The organism is Duncaniella sp. (genome assembly GCF_029056165.1).
Lineage (GTDB): Bacteria > Bacteroidota > Bacteroidia > Bacteroidales > Muribaculaceae > Duncaniella.
This window is the reverse complement of record NZ_JAIDBW010000035.1, coordinates 148,212-170,192: the sequence shown is the minus strand read 5'-3', so window position 1 is coordinate 170,192 and position 21,981 is coordinate 148,212. Positions and strand designations below refer to the sequence as shown.

The window sequence follows — 21,981 nt, the reverse complement described above, 5'->3', positions numbered from 1 at the left end:
GCGATGAGCCAACCTCAATGCATATTCCAACCATTGTCATGAATATATCATATAACTGGCTAAAAAAATACCTCGACTTCAATCTCACCCCCGACGAACTCGCGGCGGCACTGACATCGATCGGTCTGGAGACCGGTTCGGTTGAAGAGGTCGAGTCGATCCGCGGTGGCCTCCGCGGTATTGTCATCGGTAAGGTCCTCACCTGTGTCGAACATCCCAACAGTGATCATCTCCATATCACCACAGTAGATCTCGGTGACGGCAAGGAGACGCAGATTGTCTGCGGCGCGCCCAATGTGGCTGCCGGACAGACAGTGGTTGTGGCCACCGTCGGTACGACGCTTTATGACGGCGACAAGGAGTTTGCCATCAAGAAGTCCAAGATCCGTGGTGTGGAGTCGTTCGGTATGATCTGTGCCGAGGATGAAATCGGTGTTGGATCGTCGCACGACGGTATTATCGTTATCACCGACGATGTAAAGCCCGGCACACCTGCCGCCGAATATTTCGGTCTGACTTCTGACTATGTGCTTGAAGTCGATCTCACCCCCAACCGCATTGATGCTGCTTCGCACTACGGTGTGGCCCGTGATCTTTCCGCTTGGATGGCCGCTCATACCGAACCGGGTGATCTCCACCGTCCGGATGTCACTCCGTTTGCTATTGAAAAGCCCGAAGGTGGAATCACGGTTGAGGTGGAGAACACAGATGCCTGCCCCCGTTACACCGGCGTCACCGTGCGCGGAGTCAAGGTTACCGAGTCGCCTCAATGGCTCAAGGATGCACTCTCGACCATAGGTTTGCGTCCGATCAACAATATTGTCGATATAACCAACTATCTTCTTCACGGCATGGGTCAGCCCCTCCACTGCTTTGATGTGGCCAAGATCGCCGGCGGGAAGATCATTGTCAAGAATGCCCGCGAAGGGGAGAAGTTCGTCACGCTCGACGGAGTTGAGCACACACTTGATTCGCGTGACCTCATGATCTGCAACACCGAGGTGCCCATGTGCATAGCCGGTGTGTTCGGAGGTCTTGATTCAGGTGTGACCGAAACCACAACCGACGTATTCCTTGAAAGTGCATACTTCAATCCTACATCTGTCCGTAAGACGGCCCGCCGTCACGGCCTGAACACGGATTCATCATTCCGTTTCGAACGCGGTGTCGATCCCAACAATACCCTCTATGTGCTCAAGCTCGCGGCTCTCATGGTCAAGGAGCTTGCCGGTGGCGAGATCACAGGCCCGCTCTGCGACAATTATCCCGTACGCATCGAACCGGCCTTCGTAAGCCTTGCGTTCGATTATCTCGACCGTCTCGTCGGTAAGCATATCCCTGCCGATACGATCGTGTCGATTCTCAAGAGCCTCGAAATGGAACTTACTGAAGTGACCACTGAGAAGGCCGATATGAAAGTGCCTACCTACCGTGTGGATGTCACCCGTCCCTGTGACGTGGTCGAGGATGTACTCCGTATCTACGGCTACAACAATGTGGAGATCTCATCATCCGTGCGTTCAGCCCTTTCATCGCAGTCATTCGAGGATCAGGACAACAAACTCCGCAATCTCATCAGCGAGCAGCTTTGTGCCGAGGGCTTCAACGAGATCCTCAACAACTCGCTCACAGCCGAGGCATATTATACGAATCTCACCGTCTATCCCGCCGATCACTGCGTGAAGCTTCTCAATCCGCTCAGCAACGACCTCAACGTAATGCGTCAGACCCTCCTTTTCGGTGGTCTCGAATCGCTCAGCCACAATATCAACCGCAAGAGCGGCGATCTGGCCATGTATGAGTTCGGCAATGTCTATTCATTCAATCCTGCTGCGGAGGCTACCGCCGAGAACGTGCTCGCTCCTTACCGTGAGGCTTCTCGCCTTGCCATCTGGCTCACGGGAGCTCTCCGTCCAGGTAACTGGGCTCGTCCAGAACAGCCTGCGACTGTCTATGACATGAAGGCTGTCGTGGCCAACATCATGGCCCGCCTCGGCATCAATCCTGCGGAAATCAAACTTCAGCCCTCTTCGTCAGAGCTCTATTCGGCTGCTCTCGACATTAACACCCGTTCAGGCAAGAATCTCGGCACACTCGGCATCCTCGCCAAGAAACTCGCGTCGAAATTCGACATAAAGCAGGAAGTGATCTACTGCGAGCTTGACTGGCATGCGCTCGTCAATCTCTCGCTCCGCAAGAGCGTCAGCTATTCACCTCTCGCCAAGACAATGCCTGTCAAGCGTGACCTCGCGCTCCTTCTGGACAAGGCTGTCGGTATGGATCAGGTTGAGGCTACCGTGCGCGAGAGCGAACGCCGTCTGCTCAAGGATATCACTCTCTTTGACGTGTATGAAGGAAAGAACCTCCCCGAAGGCAAGAAGTCGTATGCTATCGCCATTACGCTTCAGGATGCTGAAAAGACCCTCAACGACAAGCAGATCGAGGCTGTGATGAGCAAGATTATCACTAATCTCACCAAGAAACTCGGTGCGGAGCTCCGATAATCCATCATTCTTCTGCAAAAGAACGAAACAATAGAAAATACAACAGAATAAAAAACTCAATTGTAACCACTCCACATTATGGGAAGAGCATTTGAATACCGTAAAGCACGCAAGCTCAAACGTTGGGGTAACATGTCGCGTACATTTACCCGTATAGGTAAGGAAATCACTATCGCTGCCAAGGCCGGCGGTCCTGATCCTTCCACCAACCCCCGCCTCCGCGCTCTCATGCAGAACGCCAAGGCTGCAAACATGCCCAAGGACACCGTTGAACGCGCTATCAAGAAGGCTACCGATAAGGATGCCGGCGATTACAAGGAGATCACTTACGAGGGATACGGCCCCCACGGCATCGCTATCTTCGTAGAGGCCGCTACCGACAACAATACCCGTACCGTAGCCAACGTCCGTTCATATTTCACCAAACATGGCGGTTCACTCGGCACTCAGGGTTCGCTCACTTTCCTTTTCGACCACAAGAGCGTGTTCAAGATCAAACCGAAGGACGGTGTATCGCTCGAAGATCTCGAACTCGAACTCATCGACTACGGTGTTGACGAACTTGAGGATATCGTTGACGACGAGTCAGGCGAGGAGCAGGTGATCCTTTACGGTGCTTTCGAGGAATACTCAAACATCCAGAAGTATCTTGAGGACAACGGTTTCGAAATCATCTCGTCTGAATTCGAGCGCATCCCTAACGATCTCAAAGAGGTAACTCCCGATCAGCGTGCCGCTATCGAAAAGCTCCTTGAGAAGATCGAGGAGGATGAGGACGTGCAGAACGTGTTCCACAACATGAAGGAAGAGGATTAATGATCCTTCGCGCTTGAAATGCCCGTCGGTAATGACGGGTACATTTCGAGGAAATATAAACAACAGATCTCCGGCAAGCCTCTAATGTATAGCTAAAGGCTTCCGGAGATCTGTTTTCTATGCCTGAGAGTCATATTTATACCTGACCGTCCATAGAGGAATGCCGTCTGCAGCATAGCTTAGGCATATTATTCAGAATAAAGTTGTAAATTTGCATATCCTCCCGCCTGATAGGGATGTGCGTCAGTCCGCTTGTCCCGAAAGTGTAATCTCCCCTGATTCATCATGCTGTTCAATTCCGTAGAATTCTTATTCTTTCTTCCCGTGGTCTTCGGGATATACTGGCTTGTCCTGCGGAAAAGGGAAAGCCGGAATCTGTTTCTGCTGGCCGCGAGCTATGTGTTCTACGGATGGTGGGACGTTACCTTTCTGTTTCTGATTTTCCTCACCTCGGTCAGCAGTTTTTTCAGCGGTCTTTATATCGGACGCAGCACAGGTGAAACCGGAAAGCGGATCATGCTTTGGAGCAACGTAGTGCTCAATATCGGCATTCTGTGTGTATATAAGTATTTCAATTTCTTCTCTTCCGGCTTCGCATCGCTGATGTCGGCGGTCGGGTGGGAGGTCGATGCTGTGACGTTGCAGCTCATATTGCCGGTAGGGATCTCGTTCTACACATTTCAGGCTCTAAGCTATGTCATTGACGTGAAGCGGGGTCATATCGGTGCAACGACAGATTTCATCTCATTCATGGCCTTTATAAGCTTCTTCCCGCAGCTTGTGGCCGGTCCGATAGAGCGTGCGACCAATCTTCTTCCCCAGTTTCTGTCGCAGCGCGTTTTTAATTATGAAAAGGCAGTAGCCGGTATGCGTCTTATCCTTTGGGGATTATTCAAAAAGATGGTCGTTGCAGACAATTGCGCGCCTATCGTCGATTCTATTTTCGGGAATTTTGCGGAGGCAGGAACTGTGAATCTATGGGTGGGTGCATTTCTCTTCACCATACAGATCTACTGTGATTTCTCAGGTTACTCGGACATAGCTGTCGGTGTGGCCCGGCTTTTCAGCATAGATCTGATGAGGAATTTTCAGCTTCCATATTTCTCAAAGGACATCAACGAGTTCTGGAAACGATGGCACATCTCGCTTACGTCATGGTTTCGTGACTACATGTACATTCCTCTCGGAGGTAACCGTCAGGGGAAGTGGAAGCGGGTCAGAAACACGGTCATAGTCTTTCTGACGAGCGGTCTCTGGCATGGTGCGAACTATACATTTATCGTGTGGGGCGGCTATCATGCCCTGCTCTACATACCTTCTGTTTTCATATCGAAGAAGAAAGGAGCTTCACCGGCTAATTCCACACCCGGTGTTGTCAGACCGGTTCTGATGATGGGATTTACTTTTATGCTTGTAATGATCGGATGGATTATATTCCGCGCCTCGACAATCTCGGAGGCTTGTGATTACATAAGATTGATGTTCACTCCGGTCCATGCCAACGTCATCGAGGGTAAACGGGCCATCTGCTGGTCTCTGATAATGCTGGCCGGAGAGTGGGCCGGAAGGAAGTATGAGTCACCGGTTGATCTGTTTTCAAGAGGTATAGGACGTAATACTCCTGTCAGATGGGGACTGTATGTGGCTCTGTTTCTCGTAGAGCTGCTGCTCTCAGGCACAGCGGAGCAATTCATATATTTTCAATTCTGATGAGACTGTTTCTCAAAAAAATACTGATCTTTGCGCTGATAATCATCGTCTTTTTGGCGATGGGAGAGATTGTGGTCCGTCATGTCGCCACTCCCTACAGTTATAAGTACGGATATATAAAAGAACGTGGCGGGGAGATAGCCACGCTCGTACTGGGATCCTCACATACCTACTACGGGATCATACCCTCCGAACTCGGTGACAGCGTGTTTAATCTGGCCAATATATCGCAGACTCCCGAATATGACTTTCAGCTTCTTAAAGAATATGAGCCGTACATGCCTAATCTACGTAAGGTAATAATCCCTATTTCATACTTCACTTTCCGAGATCCGAAGCTTGAGGAGCTGGATCGGGGGCTATGTGTACAATACAAGGTGGGGATGGAGCTCAATCTTCATCCGGATTTATCGATCTATAATCTGGCTCTCACGGATTTCAAATCATACACGGGACGTCTGCGCAATATGATTCTTCCGGAGGAGTCAAACCGTTGCGACAGTCTTGGTTTCGGACTCGGTTTCGGGCTTGATCACCGCGATCCCGCTTGGAGGGAGAAAGCGGAGGCACGAGTGGAGGAGCTTACTTTTGCCACTCCCGGACGTGCCGATGAGGTCTATCGGGTTCTTCAATCAATGATAGAGTATTGCGACAGGCGCGGAATCGAATGCGTATTCGTCACGACACCTGTCTCTAAAGAGTTCAGGCAATACGCGGACAAAGCCCAATATGCCGAAATGGCTGACTATGCGTCTGTCCTCAAAGGAATGGTGGATGGGCGATATTTTGATTTTTACTCATCTGCCGCGTTTGATGATGAGGATTTCCATGACGTGGATCATCTTTCTGACGTAGGGGCACGCAAATTCAGCCGTCTGCTGCGTGAATCCATGCGTTGATCAGAGGCTGTCTGCTGTTCAGGGTGTAGTGATGGAGACGGAATTAGATGTAGTATTCCACCATCTCGACGAGGCCGGTGCGGATTGCATATTTGGTAGCCTCATAGACATTGTTGACCTCCAGTTTGCGGAATAGATTTTTCTTATGCGTAGTGATGGTGTGGACGCTTGAATTTCGTTCCAATGCTATCTCCTTGACGGATTTCCCTTTGGCTATCAGACGCAGGATTTCTATCTCTGAATTGGTCAGAGTCAGGGCTGACGGTTCATGGCCGGATGAATTGGATAGCAGGGTTTCGATCTGTCGGCATGTTGTCGGCTCTCCTTCGGCAGCATTCAGTAGGGCGTCTCTTATCTCTTGTCCGTTACATTCTTTAAGGGTCATTCCGACATTGTCCTCGAATGACAGACGACGCATCAGACCAACCGACATTTCAGCTGAGAAGAATATCCATTTCACGCCCTGAAACCGTTTCTGAAGCACAAGAAACTCTTCGACACTCCGCAGATCGAAAAGACTGTAGTCAAGCACTACGATGCTCTTCGGATATTCTATAAGAGCCTTGACAAGCCCTCTTTTGTCAGTCACATCAATCATCTCCACGCGCAGAGGCAGTGAGGAGATAAATTCGTGAATCCCTGCGCGTGTGATGGCCTGATTATCGGCTATGACGAAGGTTATGGGTTGGCCGGTTGTCATTTGAGATAGCTATTTGATGGATGTATATGTATCTGAACACGTTGCATGGACTTGTTACGTAATGTCCGTACAACGTGTTCAGATTCATTCAATTGCTATTAACCGTTAGAGGGGATATTCCTCAAAAGCGTAGAGGACGGTCGAGAGATAACGCTCACCTGTGTCGGGTAGGATAGCCACTATGGTCTTTCCCTTGTTCTCCTCACGTTTTGCAAGTTCGATGGCGGCGAAGAGTGCAGCACCGGCAGAGATACCCACAAGCAATCCCTCTTTCGAGGCAAGCAGTCGTGAAGTACGGATGGCATCGTCATTATCGACGGTTATGATCTCATCCACCACATCTCTGTGGAAATTGCTTGGAACGAATCCTGCACCGATACCCTGTATTTTATGCGGGCCCGGTTTACCGCCTGAAAGTACGGGGGAATCCTTGGGCTCTACCGCCACGGCTTTAAGCGCGGGATTGTGTTTCTTCAGTCCTTCGGCTGTTCCGCTAAGGGTTCCGCCTGTTCCGACTCCTGCCACGAGTATATCGACATTACCGTCGGTATCGTTCCAGATCTCCTCCGCGGTGGTTACACTGTGGATCTGAGGATTGGCGGGATTGTCGAACTGCTGCAGGATGATAGAACCGGGATGCTGTTCCTTGAGCTCATTTGCAACCCTTATCGCACCTTTCATACCCTCATTGCCGGGGGTGAGTACGAGGGTTGCACCGAGAGCTTTAAGAAGATTCTGGCGTTCTACGCTCATGGTCTCAGGCATGGTGAGGATCAGTTTGTAGCCCTTGACGGATGCCACCCAAGCCAGTCCGATACCCGTGTTGCCGCTTGTCGGTTCAATGATCACCGCTCCGGGTTTCAGCTCCCCGCTCTTCTCGGCCGCTTCGATCATGGCAAAGGCTATACGGTCCTTTACGCTTCCGCCCGGATTGAAATATTCGAGCTTCACGATCACTTTGGCCTTGAGGTCTTCGGCCTTTTCAATGTTGCTTACTTCAAGCAGTGGAGTGTTGCCGATGAGTTCGGTCAGACTTTTCTTAATTTTTGCCATGATAATAGTTGTTTTATGTTTCTGTTGCAAAATTACAAACAACTATATCACCAAAAAATACCATTGATGTGGTATTTTTATTCAAATATGCATTATTTACTTAATAATTGTACTTCTATTATAGGTCTGTAGTGCTGATTTGACAGATTATTCTTCGTCAATGAGGAATTTGATTTCATCAAGCATACTTTTGCAGATGGGATGTGTGAGAGGCGTTCCGGAGGCGAGCTCGGCTTCCACAAACGGACGGATGTCAGCCGGGCGCGAGTAGAGCAGATTGAACATGAGACGGAAACCACCGTAACGCTCCATTTCCGAAGCGGAGGTAACGGCATCGGTTGCGAGATCCATAGCGTAGGGGAGATGTCGGAGCAGACGGTGGCATAGTATGTCGGCAACCTCTGTCGTAGAGACCTCACGGAGCATTTCTGAGGCACGTTCGCGTGTCAGTTCCTCACGGGGATAGATCATCGGCGCGAGAAGCATGCTTTCGCGTGTGCGTGTGTCGGCCCAGAATTGTTCCGCAAGCTCCCGCGAGGGAGTTATGTCAGCCGCGATCTCTGTAATCTGCGGAAGATTAAGTCCGAAAATCATTTTATATTGCAGGCCGGCCTTACGGATAGTGTCGGCCACAATACCGTTGCGCATAGCAAAAAAGCGGCGTTTGATCTCCTGCGTTTGATTGAATTCTGCCATCTTATTTCTTTTCTTTCAACAAAATTACACTTTTTTAATCATTTTGCATAATTGGATTGTTAGAAAGATAAATCACTACACTTACCCATCTTTTTTATTCATCACGTTTACAACTTATTCAGCTATGAGACATAATATCCTCCCGATGCTTGTTTCAGTCTTTGCCGCTTTATGCGGACAAGTTGCAACTGCTGTTTCTGCGACCGACACTGTTCCTGTGGTAACGCCCGAAGGCTTCGTGACTGCGGGTGGGGCTATCGGTACTCCCCCGCGTCCCGACCGTCCGAGCGTAGGACTTGTGCTCAGCGGAGGTGGTGCGAAGGGTATCGGCCACATAGGTTTCATTCAGGCTCTGGAGGATAATGATATACCTATCGATTACATTACGGGTACGTCGATGGGAGCTATCGTCGGCGGTCTCTATGCTTCGGGATTCAGTCCTGCCGAGATGCTTGAGCTGATAGCTTCAAAGGGTTTTGCCTATTGGAGTACCGGTAAGATTGATCCGTCATACACCTACTACTATTCTTCGACTCACGATACACCGTCGTTCGTAACACTTAATCTGGGTAAGGATTCTACACAGATCACATCGGTGCTCCCGATAAGTCTCATAAATCCTATTCCGATGAACTATGCTTTCATCGAGATATTCTCGCCTTACACCATTCAGTGCGGGGCTGATTTCAATAAATTGTTCGTTCCTCTGCGCACGGTAACTTCCGATGTCTATGCCAAGCATAAGGTCGTGCTTGGTCGCGGACCGCTGGGTGATGCAGTGAGAATGTCGATGTCATTCCCGATGATCTTCGAGCCTATCCTGCTCAACGGTGTGCCCATGTATGACGGCGGTATCTATGACAATTATCCTGTTGATGTGATGATGGACGAGTTCAAGCCGGATGCGGTGATTGGTGTGAACGTCGGATCAGGAAAATCCGCCCCGGATACCCGCAACATGATGGATCAGCTTGAAGAGATGATCATGCAGCCGAATGATTATCCTTTCCCGGACAATAAGGGTGTCAACGTGCGCATAAACCTTGATGAGTTCGGGCTGCTTGCCTTTGACAAGTATCAGGAGATATATGACATAGGTTATCGCCGTGGTCTTGAAGTCATGGATTCCATCAAGGCTAAGGTCAAGGTGCGCAAGCCGAAAGCTACGCTTGATGCCGAGCGTAGCCGTTTTAAGGCTGCCACACCGGAGGTGCGCATTGACAAGGTCAATGTAAGCGGTGGCACAAAAGTCGAAAATTCATACCTGAAATCATTCTTCGATCACCGTGACGGCCCGATGAATCTTGTCGAAGGACGCGATGCCTACTATCAGGCCATCAGTTCCGGTAAGCTCCAGAACTTCGTACCGACCCCTATGTACAATGAGCGCGACAGTATGATTGATCTCGACTTCAATGCTATCGTGCGTGATCCGTTCACTGTCGGTGTCGGAGGTTACATCTCTTCATCGACCAACAGTATGCTTTTCTTCAATGCCGGTTACAATACGCTCAACTATAATTCGATCAAAACGAACCTTAATGCATGGCTCGGACAGAGTTACATGGCTGCTGAAGGTGATTTCAGCCTTCAGTTCAACACTCGCCGACCTTCGGCTTTCCATGTGAAGCTGGTCACCTTCCGTCAGAAATATTACGAGACCGAAAAGCTTTTCTATCAGATACATGAACCTGATTTCATCCGTAAATCGGAGTCTTTTGTCCGTGCATTCTATTCAACCGCGCCGACACTCCGCAGTGTGTTGACGGCGGGTGCTTCATACGGACGCCTGACCGACAGCTATCATGTCGATATGGTTGAGGGGCAGTCCAATCCCGACAACGAAAAGGGCATCTTCGATCTCGGACAGGTGTTTGCGACTTGGGAGAAGAACACGCTTGACAACGGTTATAACCCCACGTCGGGAATTGATCTCCGCGTGAATGTCACAGGCATCATGGGGCGTTACCATTATCGCCCCGGTGGTGATGGAGAGCGCGATAAAAGCAGTAATGTATCGTGGATGCAGACCCATGTTAAGGTCGCTGACTACTTAAACGTCAACAAATACTTCTCGCTCGGTCTCACCGGACAGGCACTCCTCTCCACGCGTAAGCTACTGCAGAGCTACGACGCATCCATAGTGGCAGCCGAGGCTTTCCATCCTACACCTTCGAGCTACAATCATTTCAACGCCAAACTCCACGCAAATTCATTCATTACGGCCGGGTTGGAACCGATATGGAAGATCTCCGGTTCGTTCCAGATGCGTGGTTCGTTTAACTGCTTTCTGCCTATACGCAAGATCCAATACGTCTATCCGGATGAAACAAATGATGGTCCGCAGCGTTCGCTCGTCGCCACGGAAGCTGCTGCCAAATATGGTAAGTGGCTGAGCAATCCGGAATTTTTTGGCGAAATACAAGCCGTGTTCGCTCTTCCGTTCGGTTCAGTAAGTGCCTACGGTAATTATACCTCCGCCCATGACAATAACTGGAATTTCGGTATTTCAATAGGTGCATTTATCCTCGCCCCCCGGTTCATGCACTGATGGCGGGATGCCAATCCATTCGAAAGTAAAAAATTCGGATTGCAGAACAAATATAAGGTCTGTAATCCGAATTTTACTATCTATCAATGTGGAGAACAAGTTCCCTCTTGACTGGATGGAGGCCAAGATCGGCCTTCGATCAGGAGGGTCTTGCAGCCGAGCGATTGGGCCGGGACGATATCCTTGCTGATACTGTCGCCTACAACCAAGATTTTTCCGGCAGGGAGTTTCAAGGCTTCGAGGGCGAGACGGAAGATTGCGGGGTCAGGTTTTCGCACTCCTGCTGTCGCGCTTTCGATCACTGTCGTGAAGCAGTCGGCTATACCGAAATCGGTCAGTACGGCATTGATGTTTCCATAGAAGTTCGTGACGAGTGCGAGAGGATAGTTCCGGGCGAGTTTCCTGAGCGTAACGGCTGACTCTGCCGTACACCTGCGGGCGTAATCGTAACAGTAATCGGCGATATGGTCCGATTTCCCTCTGTCGGTCTCCGTGATGAATCCATGCGTGAGAAGATAATCTGTCTCAATAGCAATTTTCTTGCGCATGAGCGTCCTGAAAGTATCGGCCGGGGTGATGATAGGTTTGGCCGCCAATTCACGCTCTGCGTGGATATATGTAGCGATAAAGGCATCAATCTCCACCTGACAACCGGCCTCACGGTAGCCGTCGAGGATTATGTAGCTCCAGTGGTCACCGCGCGAGTCGAGCGTTCCACCGTAGTCGAAGATTATTCCTGCAGTATCCCTGTCGATCTTTATGGAATCAATACCTGCCATTATGAATGTATATGGGTCATGTCACTGCGGAGAGTAGCGACTGTCAAGCTCGCGGACGAGGGCTTTGCAGTGACGTTCGTGTGTCACGACAAGATAGATGAGTATGCCGTTGAACACTGTCAGCTCGGCCACGAAGTAGAGCCAAGGCTGTCCGATGAAGAGTGTGATGAAGAGTGTGATCACACGCCAGTTGAAGGAAAGGATATTGGTGTACTTCATCAACGGCAGTGAACGGCTGCGCACATCATCATAGAAGTCTGCGGGAATATTACCATCCGGATAACGATGGTGAAGTTCGCGGCGCAGATCCTGCATGTGGGGGGCAGTTGCCTCCTGCTGACGCGTGTAACCAAGATAGAACGTCATGGTGAGACGTTTCCAGAAGTTATTGCTCCATGTTATTCCACTTTCCTCAAGCTGCTTTTCGAGCTGATCGGCACTTTCCAGTTCGTTGAGTGCATTGCCTTTCAGGAAATAGAGATGGAACTGTCGGTAATAGTCGGCCATGGCTGCCTGTTTCGTATGACAGATCCCTGCCGTGCAGGCGAGAAGCCATATAGCCCAAGGATGGATGCTGAAAAAGTCGGAGAAATTGATTTCACGGAATATGATGGCGAAATAGATAGTAATGAACCATAGATCGCCGCAAAGACCGTCGAGGATGCGTCCGATGCGTGAATATTGTTTGGTAAGGCGGGCAAGCTGTCCGTCGGCACTGTCAAATGTATTGGCCAGTACGAGCAGCAACATACCGATGACGTTAATACGCAACTCCGGATAATAGAACAGGACACCCGCAGAGATTCCAAGGATTATCGCAACGATGGTGAGCGCGTTAGGACTGATGCCGAGACGCGCGGAGATCTCCGCCCAGCAGTAACCTATGGGGCGGTAGAAGAAGAGGTCGATATGCTCTTCAGTGTCGAGCGACTTGAGCGAACGGCGATATTTTTCCTTCAGAGAATTTTTCATCGGTTGCTCGTTGGGGAGGTGATATAGCGGGTGTAAGAGTTAATGAAACGGTTGAAAGATGGGATCTTCATCAGGCCGTATTCGAAGATCACGTAGCCGATGAGCGTACAGAGTATGCCCGACATCACGTCGATGATATAGTGATGCGAGGTATAGACAGCCGTGAACCATATACCCATGCAGATGATGGCGAAAAGCACACGCAACCACTGCGGACAGCGGGCCTTGAGAGAGTAGATGAAGGCTATGAGCATGTAGGCGGAGTGGAGCGACGGCAGTGCGGCAAACACGTTGGCGTTGCGTGAATAAAGGCCGTGGAATATGTTGAGTCCGGTCATTTCATCCCAGCGTCCCAGTCCGGCAACTTCGCCGGGTGTTCCGAGGATGAAATCGAAGCCGTGAGAGGCCACATACCACGGCGGTGCGGCGGGGTGAACGTAGTAATATGCGAATCCGAGGAGATTGACGAATAGAAACACCAGTGAGAAGTGGAGATAGACCTTGTACTGACGCTTTAAATACAGCCAGAGTCCGAAAAGAATCGGGACAGGGACCCAGCAGAGATAGAAGATCCCTGCGAAGAAGTCCATGATCTTGTTGGTGTGTATTGCAAAAAACTCGTTGGGAGTGAGCGTTCCGGCTGCGGTGGCGATACCGAAAAGGCTTTTCTCGTTCTCGTAGAGTCCGCGTATATCCACCGGATTGACCTCGTAGTTGGGGAGGATGTTCATCCAGTCGTATGAGATTCCGAAAACTGCAAACGGGAGCAGTGCCACGACCAGTCGGCGCGTGGTGTCAGTGGCAAAGAGCAGCAGGGTCAGGGCTATGGCTATGTAGAGGTGCTCCGGCCGAAAACCTACGCAAAGGCAGGTGACAAGCAGCCAGATAAGCACAGCCGGGATTATTATGAGGGATTCCCGACGTGACGGAAGGTTGATTACGGACATTTTCGGTGTTTGGTATTCAGCGAGGGTTAGCCGTGACCGGCACGGCATCAGGTGTTGGAAGGGTTTATTTTCTGTCCTTCAGCAGACGGCGGCAGTGGTTTATGCGGGCGAAGGCCGTGATGTTGGCAAAGACTGCGATGACAGTCATGCAGACAATGAGAATGATCACGGCATTGAAGTCCTGAGGATTGACACACTGACCGACGATACCGGTGGCGAGTGCGCCGATGGTGGTCACGACAACTCGTTCGGGACGCTGCATGAATCCGACCTTGCATTCAAGACCGAGCCCCTCGGCACGGGCGCGCACGTAGCTGACCATGATCGAACCGACGAGGGCTACGAATGTGATGAGTGCACCGATGATGTAGCCGGTCTGGATGAGGTAATAGCTGAGGCCACCGAGAGTGAAGAGTTCGCAGTAGCGGTCGAGAACGGAGTCATACATCGCTCCGAAAGTCGAGGTCATGTTGCCGAGACGGGCCACTTGGCCATCGAGCATATCAAAGAGAGAAAAAAGGATGATGACTACACCGCCCCAAGTCAGGAGATCATAGTTCATGTCGGTGGCAGTGGCGGTGTAACCGGCATAGACAAAGATGAGAGCTGCGGCTATATTTCCGAGCAGGCCGACTGTGGTCACCATATTGGGAGTGACACCGATACGGATCAGGAAACGGACAAAGGGATTGATGACAAAATAGATGCCTTGCTGGAGGCTGTCACGGAATCGCTTGAACATAGAGGTTTTCTGTGAGATTGTTATTTGGGATTCAGACATTTTTCTTTAGATCTAAGAAAGTTGTGGGAAAATATGTATGATATTATTTTGTTTTGGCAGGATTATCCTTGCTCGGCCGGCTCCTCCGGAGAGTCGGCTTCCTGAGCCTGTCCGTGGTGTCTGACTATCAGATCCACAAGACCTATGGCATAGCGGTCAAAACCGGTAGGACGATAGACGAAGTTGCGCTGCAGGACGAAGTTCCATCCCCATGACACGGCGAGTGAGGCTACCAGTCGGGAGGCCGCGAAGATACCGTCGGGTTTGAAGCCGAAGTTGATCAGCCACTCCCAGTGGGAGAGGAGTGATGCGAGTCCCGTCGTGCCATACATGTTGAGCAGCAGCGATCCGGTCCATACTAAAAAGTATTTTACGCCGACGGCCTTCACGCTCTGTCCGGCCGCATGGAAGGTGAAGCGGTAGTTTATACAGCAGTTCACCACACCTCCGGCTATCGCTCCTACGGCAACCGAGAGGTTGGAGCGGTAAAACGGATCAAGTGCCACAAAGACGAAGGAGTAGAACAACATGCTCATACCGAGATCGATCCATGAAGCCACCTGCGAGGAGACAGACGATCGCAGGAAGGTCGAGATCAGACCTCCGCTGTGAAGGAATTTGTCTTTGAGTTGTGAAAAGTTCATCTTCTTGTTTTCAGTATGTTGTGGTGCATGAGCTCTATTCCCAGATCGGGAGATCGGTGAAGGTGTACATGGCAAGAGCGAGCACAACCGCACCGTAGATACCCGCCAGTATATCGTCGGCCATAATTCCGACTCCTGCACGAAGTTCCTCCATCTTGCGGACGCCGAGAGGTTTCACGATGTCGAAAAAGCGGAATAGAATGAGTGAAATGACGGTCCAAAGCCAGAACGAGCCTGATGCGAGGGGCGACGGAGTCATGGCGAAGATCGACAGGGGGATCATGGTGATCCACTGTCCTACGGTCTCATCCATGACCACACGCGAGGGATCAGACCCCCAGAAATCCTCGGCTATTGTCGCCGACCATATTCCGAGTATGGTGAATATGACGATCAGTCCGAGAGTGGAGAGCACGGTGGCGGTGACGCTTCCGGTCAGTACCAGAGGAAGCCAGAGGATCAGACCTACGACTGCTCCGGCTGTGCCGGGTCCCCAAGGCCAGTAACCTGCTCCGAAGGATGTGGCGATGAATCGGGGGAAAAACGGGAAGTGGCGGCTTTCGGTCATTTCTTTACGTTTTTAGCAGCGTTATGTTTCTTGATTTCAGCGAGTATCGCACGTGCGATCACTCCTGAGGCTTCTGCGCGGCATGGAGCGAAACTCGGCCAGTCATTGAAATCTATGATGGTTATAGAGCCGTCCTTGCCGATGATGGCGTCACCTCCGTAGATCTTTATGTCAAGAGCCTCGGCCGCACGGTTGCAGATGGCCTTTAGAGCTTCGATGTCGAAACGGGGCATATCCTCGTCCATCCCTTGTTTGTCACGCGCACCGTGATGATAGAAGCAGTGGAACCAAGGAGTGCCATAGACACCGTAGAATTTCAGGAGCTCGCCTTCGATGTGACGGCTGACGACTGCACGCTTAATTCCGCGCAGGAAGTATTCCTGAACCACTTCCTGTGCTTCCTCCGGATGACGCACGTAAGTGACATCCTCTTTGTGCATGGTGTGGAAGTCACCGCGCTTGACCCAAGCGTTGGACATGCCGAGCTGGTTCATGCGGTCGATTACACGCTCGTCCGTATTGACCATGATGCTCTCGGCTGTGGGAATGTTACTTCCGAGGAGGATACGCGTGAGGCGTTCGCGGGTACAGTTCTCCACACCGTAACCCGAATTTATGACGAGAGCACCGCGATCCTCCATCTGCTGGAGTACAGGGAATGACCGGTGGTGACGACACATGTTGATGACTATATCCTCCGTGACGGCACCGGCCGCGAGCTGCTCCTCGCTGTAGATCCTGACCTCGCAACCGCGTTTGCGCAGCTGGTCGGCGGTGAGGTTGAGGATAGAGGCATCGTTCCCTATATGGTTGGGCGAAAAGATACCGGCCCTCATTATTGCGGCTATTTTGATGTCAGCCATGATTGGTTGATTTTTGGAGGCATTTCCGCCTCGTAAAATATGAATAGTTAAAGCTTAAATCTATCTTGTTCGGTATTGAACTGTTTCGTTATGTGTCACCTCCGCTTGTGAAGCGTCGGGCTTCGGCAAGGTCGGAAGGATGATCCACATCAATTATCTTGGTGAACTGCCATGCCTTCAGATGCATTCCGGAGGCGATGAGCGCACGCTGGAAGTCACGCATCCGCGTGACGCCGGCAGCGGCACAGTCGGCAAGGATCTCAAGCGCGGCAGGGCGGAGCATGTAGATCCCTCCGGAGACATAGCGAACACCGGGAACTGCATTGTCAAGAAAACCGGTAATATCGCCTTCAGATGTGGCGGCGACGTAGAGCGGTTTCTCGTCGGCGATATAGGTCGTGACGGCCATGTAACCGTCACTGTCCGTATCAGCCTCGAAGTCGGCTATGAACTGCGAAAATTCTTCCGGGCGAAAGACACTGTCGGCCGTCAGCAGACAGAATGGCTTTCCGGCGTCAATGTCGGGGGCGAGAGCATGGAAGCTCTCCATCGATCCGCGTGTCGATTTCTCGATCACGTTGAGCCTTGCAGCCGGCTTTAAGGCGCGGAGTGTCGCAGCCACATCAGGCATGGCGGGATTGGTGATCACGCTTATCTTTTCCGCTCCCAGAGAGTCAAGTATCCCTACCAGACGGCTGATCATGGGCTGTCCGTCAAGCTCCACGAGCGGCTTGGGCCGGATTTCTCCGCCTCCGCTCATGCGTGAGCCTTCTCCTGCGGCTATGATGGCATAGTTCATGTGACGTTTGTGACAGTGATTGATCGGGTTGTTTAGGATTGATGATCGGTTTTCTCAGGAGTCCGTGGCGTGGCAGGATCAGCGTTCAGGCTTTTCTGCAGGGAGTCTGTCGTTGCCTTTGTCGTATGACTGACGGCGCAGCGGATTGGCTGTGGCCTCGGCCTCGCGGAGACGGTTGCGGAAGATGTCGATGGCTGTATAGATGGCCTCACGCATCGACTGTTCGTCGGCCTTACCTTGTCCGGCGATGTCGTAGGCAGTTCCATGGTCGGGCGAAGTGCGGACGTAGGGGAGTCCGGCGGTGAAATTGACACCGGTCTCTCCTGCAAGTACCTTGAAGGGGATGAGACCTTGGTCGTGGTACATGGCAAGTACTCCGTCAAACTTACGGTAGGCACCGCTTCCGAAGAAGCCGTCGGCGGGATAAGGCCCGAACGCAAGCACACGGCGTTTGTTTGCCTCGGCGATGGCGGGTGCGATGATCTCGCTCTCCTCAGTGCCGATCACGCCTGCATCACCTGCGTGAGGATTGAGGGCGAGGACGGCTATGCGCGGTCCGTGGATGCCGAAATCCTCGATGAGAGAGCGGTTGAAGGCCATGATCTTGTCGGTGATGGACTTTGAAGAGAGATTTTTGGCTACTTCAGAGAGGGGGTCATGGATGGTGACGAGTGCCACGCGCAGCCCTTCGGCACACATGATCATCATGGCCTGACGGCCTTCGCCGATGCGTTCCTGAAGGTATTCCGTATGACCGGGGAAGTTGAACTCCTCGCTGTGGATGGTGTGTTTGTTGATGGGAGCGGTGACAAGCACGTCAATGAGACCGTCGCGCAGATCAGAGACGGCGCGTTCGAGCGCGGCGAGCGCAGCTTTACCTGCAGCTTCCGTCGGCTGTCCTATGTCGATTTTGCAGTCCTCCCCGACAACATTTACGATATTGACCTGATCCGGAGCGGCATCGTCGGGTGAATCAATCTGGAATAGCTTGAATTCGGGAAGTTCCATCCCTTTCCGGTGATAGTTGGCTATCTTGGCTGAGCCGTAGATGACGGGGGTACACAGCTCGGTGATGCGTTCATCGCTCAGAGCTTTGAGCAGCACCTCGTAGCCAACACCGTTTATGTCACCGTGGGTAATGCCCACGCGTATTTTTTTATCTTGTTCCATTGCTTTGGTTTAGGAGTAGGGTGTGTAGTAGGATGATATGTCCCTTCCGATGGATTCATCAGAGCCTATTATCCTCAATTAATCGGTAAAATTACTAAAAAATCCCTGATGGCGGGAGTTGAACCTACGAGAGGAATTTGTTTTAACATTGTTTAACTGTGAATTGGCCTAAAATATGACGTGCCGTGTATGCCGGATAGTCTGTTTTTAAGGCAGATACTATTCCTTTTCGGCATACGCGGCACGCTGAGCCCCTGCAATTGGTTGGAAATTAAGATATTATTTAGGTGTTAAAGCGGACGTAATTCAGTATTAAATGGGGGATAGGATTATGATGTGGGTTTTTCACCCGGTGCAGGGAATTATTGTGGTGGATGGATCAGAGGGATTTTTCGAGAGCGACGGTAAGTTCGTCAGGATTGAATCCGGCATGGATGATGCGTCCTTCGGGATCAATAAGTAGCATGAACGGAATGCCACGGATCTGATAGGGATTCGTGACGGCTTCGACACGTGACTTGTCGGCCCACAGCTGAGTCCACTCCATCTTTTCCTGCTCCATGGCCTTACGCCAAGGATTCTCGGCACTGTCAAGCGACACGGAAAGGATCTCTACCTTGTCGGAATACTTCTTATGCAGTTCGCGCACGTGAGGAATGGCCGCACGGCACGGGCCGCACCACGAGGCCCAGAAGTCGATGATTACATACTTCTTTCCGTCAGCAAATTCAGAGATGTGACGCTCCTTTCCGAGGGTGTCAAGGACTGCGAAGTCCGTAAATTTGCTTTCGCGGAGGAAATTACGGCTGTTTTCGATAGCCTTGTTGACCTGTGCGAGACGTGCGGTGTCGGTCATCCCGCTGACTGCGGAAGCCATTGCGTCGAGTTCAGCTGCAGTGAAGAGGAAGGGTGTGGAGAGATCATTGAGAAGATACGCGCCGGAGATGCTGTAGGTGGGATGAGCGGTAATGAAAGCCTTACGGGCTTCATTCTCGACTCTTCCGGCCTTGTTGTAGGCATCTTTCAGTCGTTTCTGTTCCTCCTCGCTTTTATTATCATCCTCGTCATAATAGAGATTGTAGTGAGCATCGCGTGCGGCTATGCTCGAAGGTAGCATTGCGGCCTTGTACTCGGCATATTCTTTCTGAGCCTGCCCGCCGGTGACGGTGACGTTCTTCTCGCGTTTCAGCTCGTGAGAACCGAAATAGAAGGTGGGGGGTATGCTGTCGATATGCGCGGCAGAGATGGTCATCGGAACATTCTCGACCATTATGCTGACACCCTTGTCGATTGACTCTGGCTTAGGATTGGAGATGCGGATTTCGCTGATGGTAGGCGAGGGGACTTCACCTGTTAGGACGAATGCACCGTCAGTAGCCGTCGTTTCGGCCAGTGTGCCGCCACGACCCGATTCGCGGCTGACGAGCTCTACTTTTGTGCCCGCCTTCAGGCCGGGAATATTGCCCGTGAGCGTGAAGCCACCGGCTGCAGCGCAGGTCATGACAGCAGGGAGTATGAGAATCGATGATATTAAAGTCTTTTTCATTTCTGGATGAGTGAAGATATGGATTAATTTGTGATTGGATCAGATGATGGATTACTCGCCGAGATGTTTTGCAAGGCAGGCCGTTACCTCGTCGGGTCTGTTAGTCGAGCATATCACCTGTCCTTTGTCATCAAGCAGGATCAGACGGGGAATGGTGGTGATGAAGAAGGCTCGCGCTCCTTCATCCATCTGCTTTTCGCCGTCGAGACGGAGCTGTGCCCATTCCATCTGCTCTTTTTCCATGGCATTGCGCCATGGTTTCTCGCTTTCATCAACAGAGATGCTATATACATCGAGCTTGCCGGCATATTTGTTGTGGAGTTCGCGCACATGTGGGATTGCCGAACGGCAGGGGCCACACCAAGAAGCCCAGAAGTCAATGAAGGTGTATTTACCGGGGTTGATGAGCGATGAGAACTGTTCCACCTTGCCGTCGGCATGGGTTACCTCGAAATCAGGACACTGACGGTTGAGGGCATAGCGCATGGCGTGGTTCTTGCGGCGGTTGACGATGGCTACGCGTGCGGTGTCGGGACAGACTTTCACCAGATCGACCATAGCGTCGATCTCGTCGGCTGTATAGGCAAAGAGTTTTTCAAGTTCCTTCTGTGTGAGGTAGCCTGAAATATTATAGGAGGGATTGGCTGCAATAAATCTGCGCTTGGCCGCGATCAGTTCGGCAATGGCCTCGTTCTTGCGGGCATTATAGACGGCCATTGTATCCTTGTTGTCGTTGGTCTCAAAGTATTTTTTAGCCGAGAGATATGACGCATCGCTTTCTTTCCTTTCGGCGGGATAGACCTGAGCGAAGTACTCGCAGAATTCATCGTGGGCCTTCGAACCTGTGACCTTGACAAGGCCATCCACTCCGCGCGAGTTGCACAATGAGTCGAAGGTAAGCTCGGTCGAGAAGGTCATTTCTGCTGGTTCGGGCATGACACGTGTCGAGAGGATGGTGACATAACCTTCGCGTTTAGGCGAATAACGCTGGAAGGCAAGCTCGCACATACGCGGTGATTTCAGGTCGCCTTTAAGTTCAAAATCCGTACCTGTGATGATTGTCTCGGCAATGACCTGACGCTTGCCGTTGGGGTCTTCCACATCAATAAGAGCCACACGCGTACTGTCGGGCAGTCCTGCGAGTGATCCTTTGAGCGAGAATTCTGATGCAGCCTTTGACGGAACGGTCATTGACAGGGCAATAAGCCCTGTCAATGAAAGTGAAAAAAAGTGTTTCAGCATGGAAAATATTTGGTAAAAAGATTTGGCATAGCTGTTTATTCCACATCCTTGACCCAACGCACAGACAGATAGCAATCAGAGGACATACATTCGCGCGAGACGGTCCCTATGTTGGCTGTCAGACGACGGTAATATACGAATGTCTGTTCGGCCTCATAGGAAGGTTCGATGGTCGAGGTCCAGTAGTAGCCATACTCACCGACCCACTCCCAGTCCATAGAGATCCAGCCGTAAGTCTGCACAGGCACTACGCTGCCTCCAAGATTCAAGCCGAGCTCACAACCGGAGTCGGTGGCCTGCATTGCGTAGGCGACACCTTCGCCACGGAATCCCTTACGATCCGGATCAGACATGCCGAGAGTGCGTTCAAGTTTCTGCCAATCCTCATCGGACGGGAGACGCCAGCCTTCGGGTGCGGAATTCATCGCATCATCATAGGTCATGAGATTACCATAGATTGGCATATACTCCTCCTGATACTCATCGACCTGACTGTCATCAAGGACATAGGTCCAGCTGTAATTGTCATAGTACTCCGCATCGGCCAGATCCGAGCCGTTCTTGGCATTGGAGGTGGTCCACATCTGATCCCCGATACGGACCCATTCATAGACGTTGCCGAGATCGTCGGTGACGGTGCCACGGTCGGCAGGCTTTATGTCAGGAAGTTTATCGTCATCGCAGCAGGAGCTGAAAGCGAAAGCCGAAAGAGCTACGGCAGCATATATAAGTTTCTTCATA

The 21,981-nt window shown here is 51.3% G+C and carries 20 protein-coding genes; 5 read left to right on the top strand and 15 right to left on the bottom strand.

The genetic code is table 11. The features are described 5' to 3' along the window. The first annotated feature begins 38 nt into the window (after nucleotides 1–38). From pheT to K2G41_RS08065, 4 genes are all read left to right on the top strand, one after another. Entirely contained in the window at nucleotides 39–2,504 is a 2,466-nt protein-coding gene (gene pheT / locus K2G41_RS08080) for a phenylalanine--tRNA ligase subunit beta (protein WP_300117127.1), read from the top strand. 78 nt (nucleotides 2,505–2,582) lie between these two features. Continuing rightward, the gene (locus K2G41_RS08075) at nucleotides 2,583–3,320 is read left to right on the top strand and encodes a YebC/PmpR family DNA-binding transcriptional regulator (protein WP_300117126.1); all 738 of its coding nucleotides are present in this window, start codon (nucleotides 2,583–2,585) and stop codon (nucleotides 3,318–3,320) included. A 285-nt stretch (nucleotides 3,321–3,605) separates the two neighbouring features. Then, a complete protein-coding gene (locus K2G41_RS08070) occupies nucleotides 3,606–5,030 on the top strand; it encodes an MBOAT family protein (protein WP_300117125.1) in 1,425 nt (474 codons plus the stop codon). Then, the gene (locus K2G41_RS08065) at nucleotides 5,030–5,929 is read left to right on the top strand and encodes a hypothetical protein (protein WP_300117123.1); all 900 of its coding nucleotides are present in this window, start codon (nucleotides 5,030–5,032) and stop codon (nucleotides 5,927–5,929) included. Before K2G41_RS08070 ends, K2G41_RS08065 begins: the two co-directional genes overlap by 1 nt. A 43-nt stretch (nucleotides 5,930–5,972) precedes the next feature. Here the strand turns inward: K2G41_RS08065 and K2G41_RS08060 are convergent, their stop codons facing one another. The 3 genes from K2G41_RS08060 to K2G41_RS08050 all read right to left on the bottom strand — a co-directional run bounded on the left by K2G41_RS08060 (nucleotide 5,973) and on the right by K2G41_RS08050 (nucleotide 8,378). Next, nucleotides 5,973–6,629 carry a response regulator transcription factor gene (locus tag K2G41_RS08060; protein WP_300117121.1) on the bottom strand — a complete coding sequence of 219 codons (657 nt, stop codon included), beginning with the start codon at nucleotides 6,627–6,629 and terminating at the stop codon, nucleotides 5,973–5,975. A 105-nt stretch (nucleotides 6,630–6,734) separates the two neighbouring features. Continuing rightward, complete coding sequence (gene cysK / locus K2G41_RS08055; protein ID WP_300117120.1) at nucleotides 6,735–7,682, bottom strand: cysteine synthase A; 948 nt, start codon at nucleotides 7,680–7,682, stop codon at nucleotides 6,735–6,737. Between the two features lie 147 nt (nucleotides 7,683–7,829). After that, nucleotides 7,830–8,378, bottom strand: a complete 549-nt coding sequence (locus K2G41_RS08050; protein ID WP_300117119.1) for a DNA alkylation repair protein — start codon at nucleotides 8,376–8,378, stop codon at nucleotides 7,830–7,832. Between the two features lie 124 nt (nucleotides 8,379–8,502). On the opposite strand from K2G41_RS08050, the gene K2G41_RS08045 reads away from it, so the two are divergent. Further along, nucleotides 8,503–10,929 (top strand): patatin-like phospholipase family protein, encoded by a 2,427-nt coding sequence (locus tag K2G41_RS08045; RefSeq protein WP_300117117.1) that lies wholly within the window; start codon nucleotides 8,503–8,505, stop codon nucleotides 10,927–10,929. Nucleotides 10,930–11,012: 83 nt separating this feature from the next. Here the strand turns inward: K2G41_RS08045 and K2G41_RS08040 are convergent, their stop codons facing one another. The 12 genes from K2G41_RS08040 to K2G41_RS07985 form a co-directional block, all read right to left on the bottom strand. Then, on the bottom strand, nucleotides 11,013–11,708 hold the full coding sequence (locus K2G41_RS08040; RefSeq protein ID WP_300117115.1) for an HAD family hydrolase: 696 nt from the start codon (nucleotides 11,706–11,708) through the stop codon (nucleotides 11,013–11,015). A 21-nt stretch (nucleotides 11,709–11,729) separates the two neighbouring features. Further along, on the bottom strand, nucleotides 11,730–12,680 hold the full coding sequence (locus tag K2G41_RS08035; protein WP_300117113.1) for a CDP-alcohol phosphatidyltransferase family protein: 951 nt from the start codon (nucleotides 12,678–12,680) through the stop codon (nucleotides 11,730–11,732). Further along, nucleotides 12,677–13,627, bottom strand: a complete 951-nt coding sequence (locus K2G41_RS08030) for a phosphatase PAP2 family protein (RefSeq protein WP_300117111.1) — start codon at nucleotides 13,625–13,627, stop codon at nucleotides 12,677–12,679. The genes K2G41_RS08035 and K2G41_RS08030 overlap by 4 nt, the downstream gene beginning before the upstream one ends. 64 nt (nucleotides 13,628–13,691) lie before the next feature. Then, nucleotides 13,692–14,369 carry a CDP-alcohol phosphatidyltransferase family protein gene (locus K2G41_RS08025; RefSeq protein WP_300117155.1) on the bottom strand — a complete coding sequence of 226 codons (678 nt, stop codon included), beginning with the start codon at nucleotides 14,367–14,369 and terminating at the stop codon, nucleotides 13,692–13,694. Nucleotides 14,370–14,470: 101 nt separating this feature from the next. Beyond that, nucleotides 14,471–15,052: a GtrA family protein gene (locus K2G41_RS08020; RefSeq protein WP_300117109.1), complete on the bottom strand. Its 582-nt coding sequence runs from the start codon at nucleotides 15,050–15,052 to the stop codon at nucleotides 14,471–14,473. A gap of 34 nt (nucleotides 15,053–15,086) precedes the next feature. Then, on the bottom strand, nucleotides 15,087–15,620 hold the full coding sequence (locus K2G41_RS08015) for a phosphatidylglycerophosphatase A (RefSeq protein ID WP_300117107.1): 534 nt from the start codon (nucleotides 15,618–15,620) through the stop codon (nucleotides 15,087–15,089). Continuing rightward, complete coding sequence (locus K2G41_RS08010) at nucleotides 15,617–16,483, bottom strand: hypothetical protein (protein WP_300117105.1); 867 nt, start codon at nucleotides 16,481–16,483, stop codon at nucleotides 15,617–15,619. The genes K2G41_RS08015 and K2G41_RS08010 overlap by 4 nt, the downstream gene beginning before the upstream one ends. Before the next feature lie 88 nt (nucleotides 16,484–16,571). Beyond that, entirely contained in the window at nucleotides 16,572–17,282 is a 711-nt protein-coding gene (locus K2G41_RS08005; RefSeq protein ID WP_300117103.1) for an NTP transferase domain-containing protein, read from the bottom strand. A gap of 78 nt (nucleotides 17,283–17,360) precedes the next feature. Beyond that, nucleotides 17,361–18,452: a 4-hydroxythreonine-4-phosphate dehydrogenase PdxA gene (gene pdxA / locus K2G41_RS08000; RefSeq protein ID WP_300117100.1), complete on the bottom strand. Its 1,092-nt coding sequence runs from the start codon at nucleotides 18,450–18,452 to the stop codon at nucleotides 17,361–17,363. Nucleotides 18,453–18,831: 379 nt separating this feature from the next. Continuing rightward, nucleotides 18,832–19,998, bottom strand: coding sequence for a TlpA disulfide reductase family protein (locus K2G41_RS07995; RefSeq protein WP_300117098.1), 1,167 nt, complete (start codon nucleotides 19,996–19,998; stop codon nucleotides 18,832–18,834). A gap of 51 nt (nucleotides 19,999–20,049) precedes the next feature. Continuing rightward, nucleotides 20,050–21,240: a TlpA disulfide reductase family protein gene (locus tag K2G41_RS07990; protein ID WP_300117095.1), complete on the bottom strand. Its 1,191-nt coding sequence runs from the start codon at nucleotides 21,238–21,240 to the stop codon at nucleotides 20,050–20,052. Nucleotides 21,241–21,275: 35 nt separating this feature from the next. Beyond that, nucleotides 21,276–21,980, bottom strand: a complete 705-nt coding sequence (locus K2G41_RS07985; RefSeq protein WP_300117094.1) for a fibrobacter succinogenes major paralogous domain-containing protein — start codon at nucleotides 21,978–21,980, stop codon at nucleotides 21,276–21,278. Nucleotide 21,981 lies beyond the last annotated feature (1 nt).

Coding starts and splice junctions, on each gene's coding strand:
- K2G41_RS08005 (WP_300117103.1), bottom strand. CDS start 17,282: ATGAACTATGCCATCATAGCCGCAGGAGAAGGCTCACGCATGAGCGGA.
- K2G41_RS08040 (WP_300117115.1), bottom strand. CDS start 11,708: ATGGCAGGTATTGATTCCATAAAGATCGACAGGGATACTGCAGGAATA.
- K2G41_RS07990 (WP_300117095.1), bottom strand. CDS start 21,240: ATGCTGAAACACTTTTTTTCACTTTCATTGACAGGGCTTATTGCCCTG.
- K2G41_RS08035 (WP_300117113.1), bottom strand. CDS start 12,680: ATGAAAAATTCTCTGAAGGAAAAATATCGCCGTTCGCTCAAGTCGCTC.
- pdxA (WP_300117100.1), bottom strand. CDS start 18,452: ATGGAACAAGATAAAAAAATACGCGTGGGCATTACCCACGGTGACATA.
- K2G41_RS08015 (WP_300117107.1), bottom strand. CDS start 15,620: ATGACCGAAAGCCGCCACTTCCCGTTTTTCCCCCGATTCATCGCCACA.
- K2G41_RS07995 (WP_300117098.1), bottom strand. CDS start 19,998: ATGAAAAAGACTTTAATATCATCGATTCTCATACTCCCTGCTGTCATG.
- K2G41_RS08030 (WP_300117111.1), bottom strand. CDS start 13,627: ATGTCCGTAATCAACCTTCCGTCACGTCGGGAATCCCTCATAATAATC.
- K2G41_RS08010 (WP_300117105.1), bottom strand. CDS start 16,483: ATGGCTGACATCAAAATAGCCGCAATAATGAGGGCCGGTATCTTTTCG.
- K2G41_RS07985 (WP_300117094.1), bottom strand. CDS start 21,980: ATGAAGAAACTTATATATGCTGCCGTAGCTCTTTCGGCTTTCGCTTTC.
- K2G41_RS08020 (WP_300117109.1), bottom strand. CDS start 15,052: ATGAACTTTTCACAACTCAAAGACAAATTCCTTCACAGCGGAGGTCTG.
- K2G41_RS08060 (WP_300117121.1), bottom strand. CDS start 6,629: ATGACAACCGGCCAACCCATAACCTTCGTCATAGCCGATAATCAGGCC.
- cysK (WP_300117120.1), bottom strand. CDS start 7,682: ATGGCAAAAATTAAGAAAAGTCTGACCGAACTCATCGGCAACACTCCA.
- K2G41_RS08075 (WP_300117126.1), top strand. CDS start 2,583: ATGGGAAGAGCATTTGAATACCGTAAAGCACGCAAGCTCAAACGTTGG.
- K2G41_RS08065 (WP_300117123.1), top strand. CDS start 5,030: ATGAGACTGTTTCTCAAAAAAATACTGATCTTTGCGCTGATAATCATC.
- pheT (WP_300117127.1), top strand. CDS start 39: ATGAATATATCATATAACTGGCTAAAAAAATACCTCGACTTCAATCTC.
- K2G41_RS08045 (WP_300117117.1), top strand. CDS start 8,503: ATGAGACATAATATCCTCCCGATGCTTGTTTCAGTCTTTGCCGCTTTA.
- K2G41_RS08050 (WP_300117119.1), bottom strand. CDS start 8,378: ATGGCAGAATTCAATCAAACGCAGGAGATCAAACGCCGCTTTTTTGCT.
- K2G41_RS08070 (WP_300117125.1), top strand. CDS start 3,606: ATGCTGTTCAATTCCGTAGAATTCTTATTCTTTCTTCCCGTGGTCTTC.
- K2G41_RS08025 (WP_300117155.1), bottom strand. CDS start 14,369: ATGTTCAAGCGATTCCGTGACAGCCTCCAGCAAGGCATCTATTTTGTC.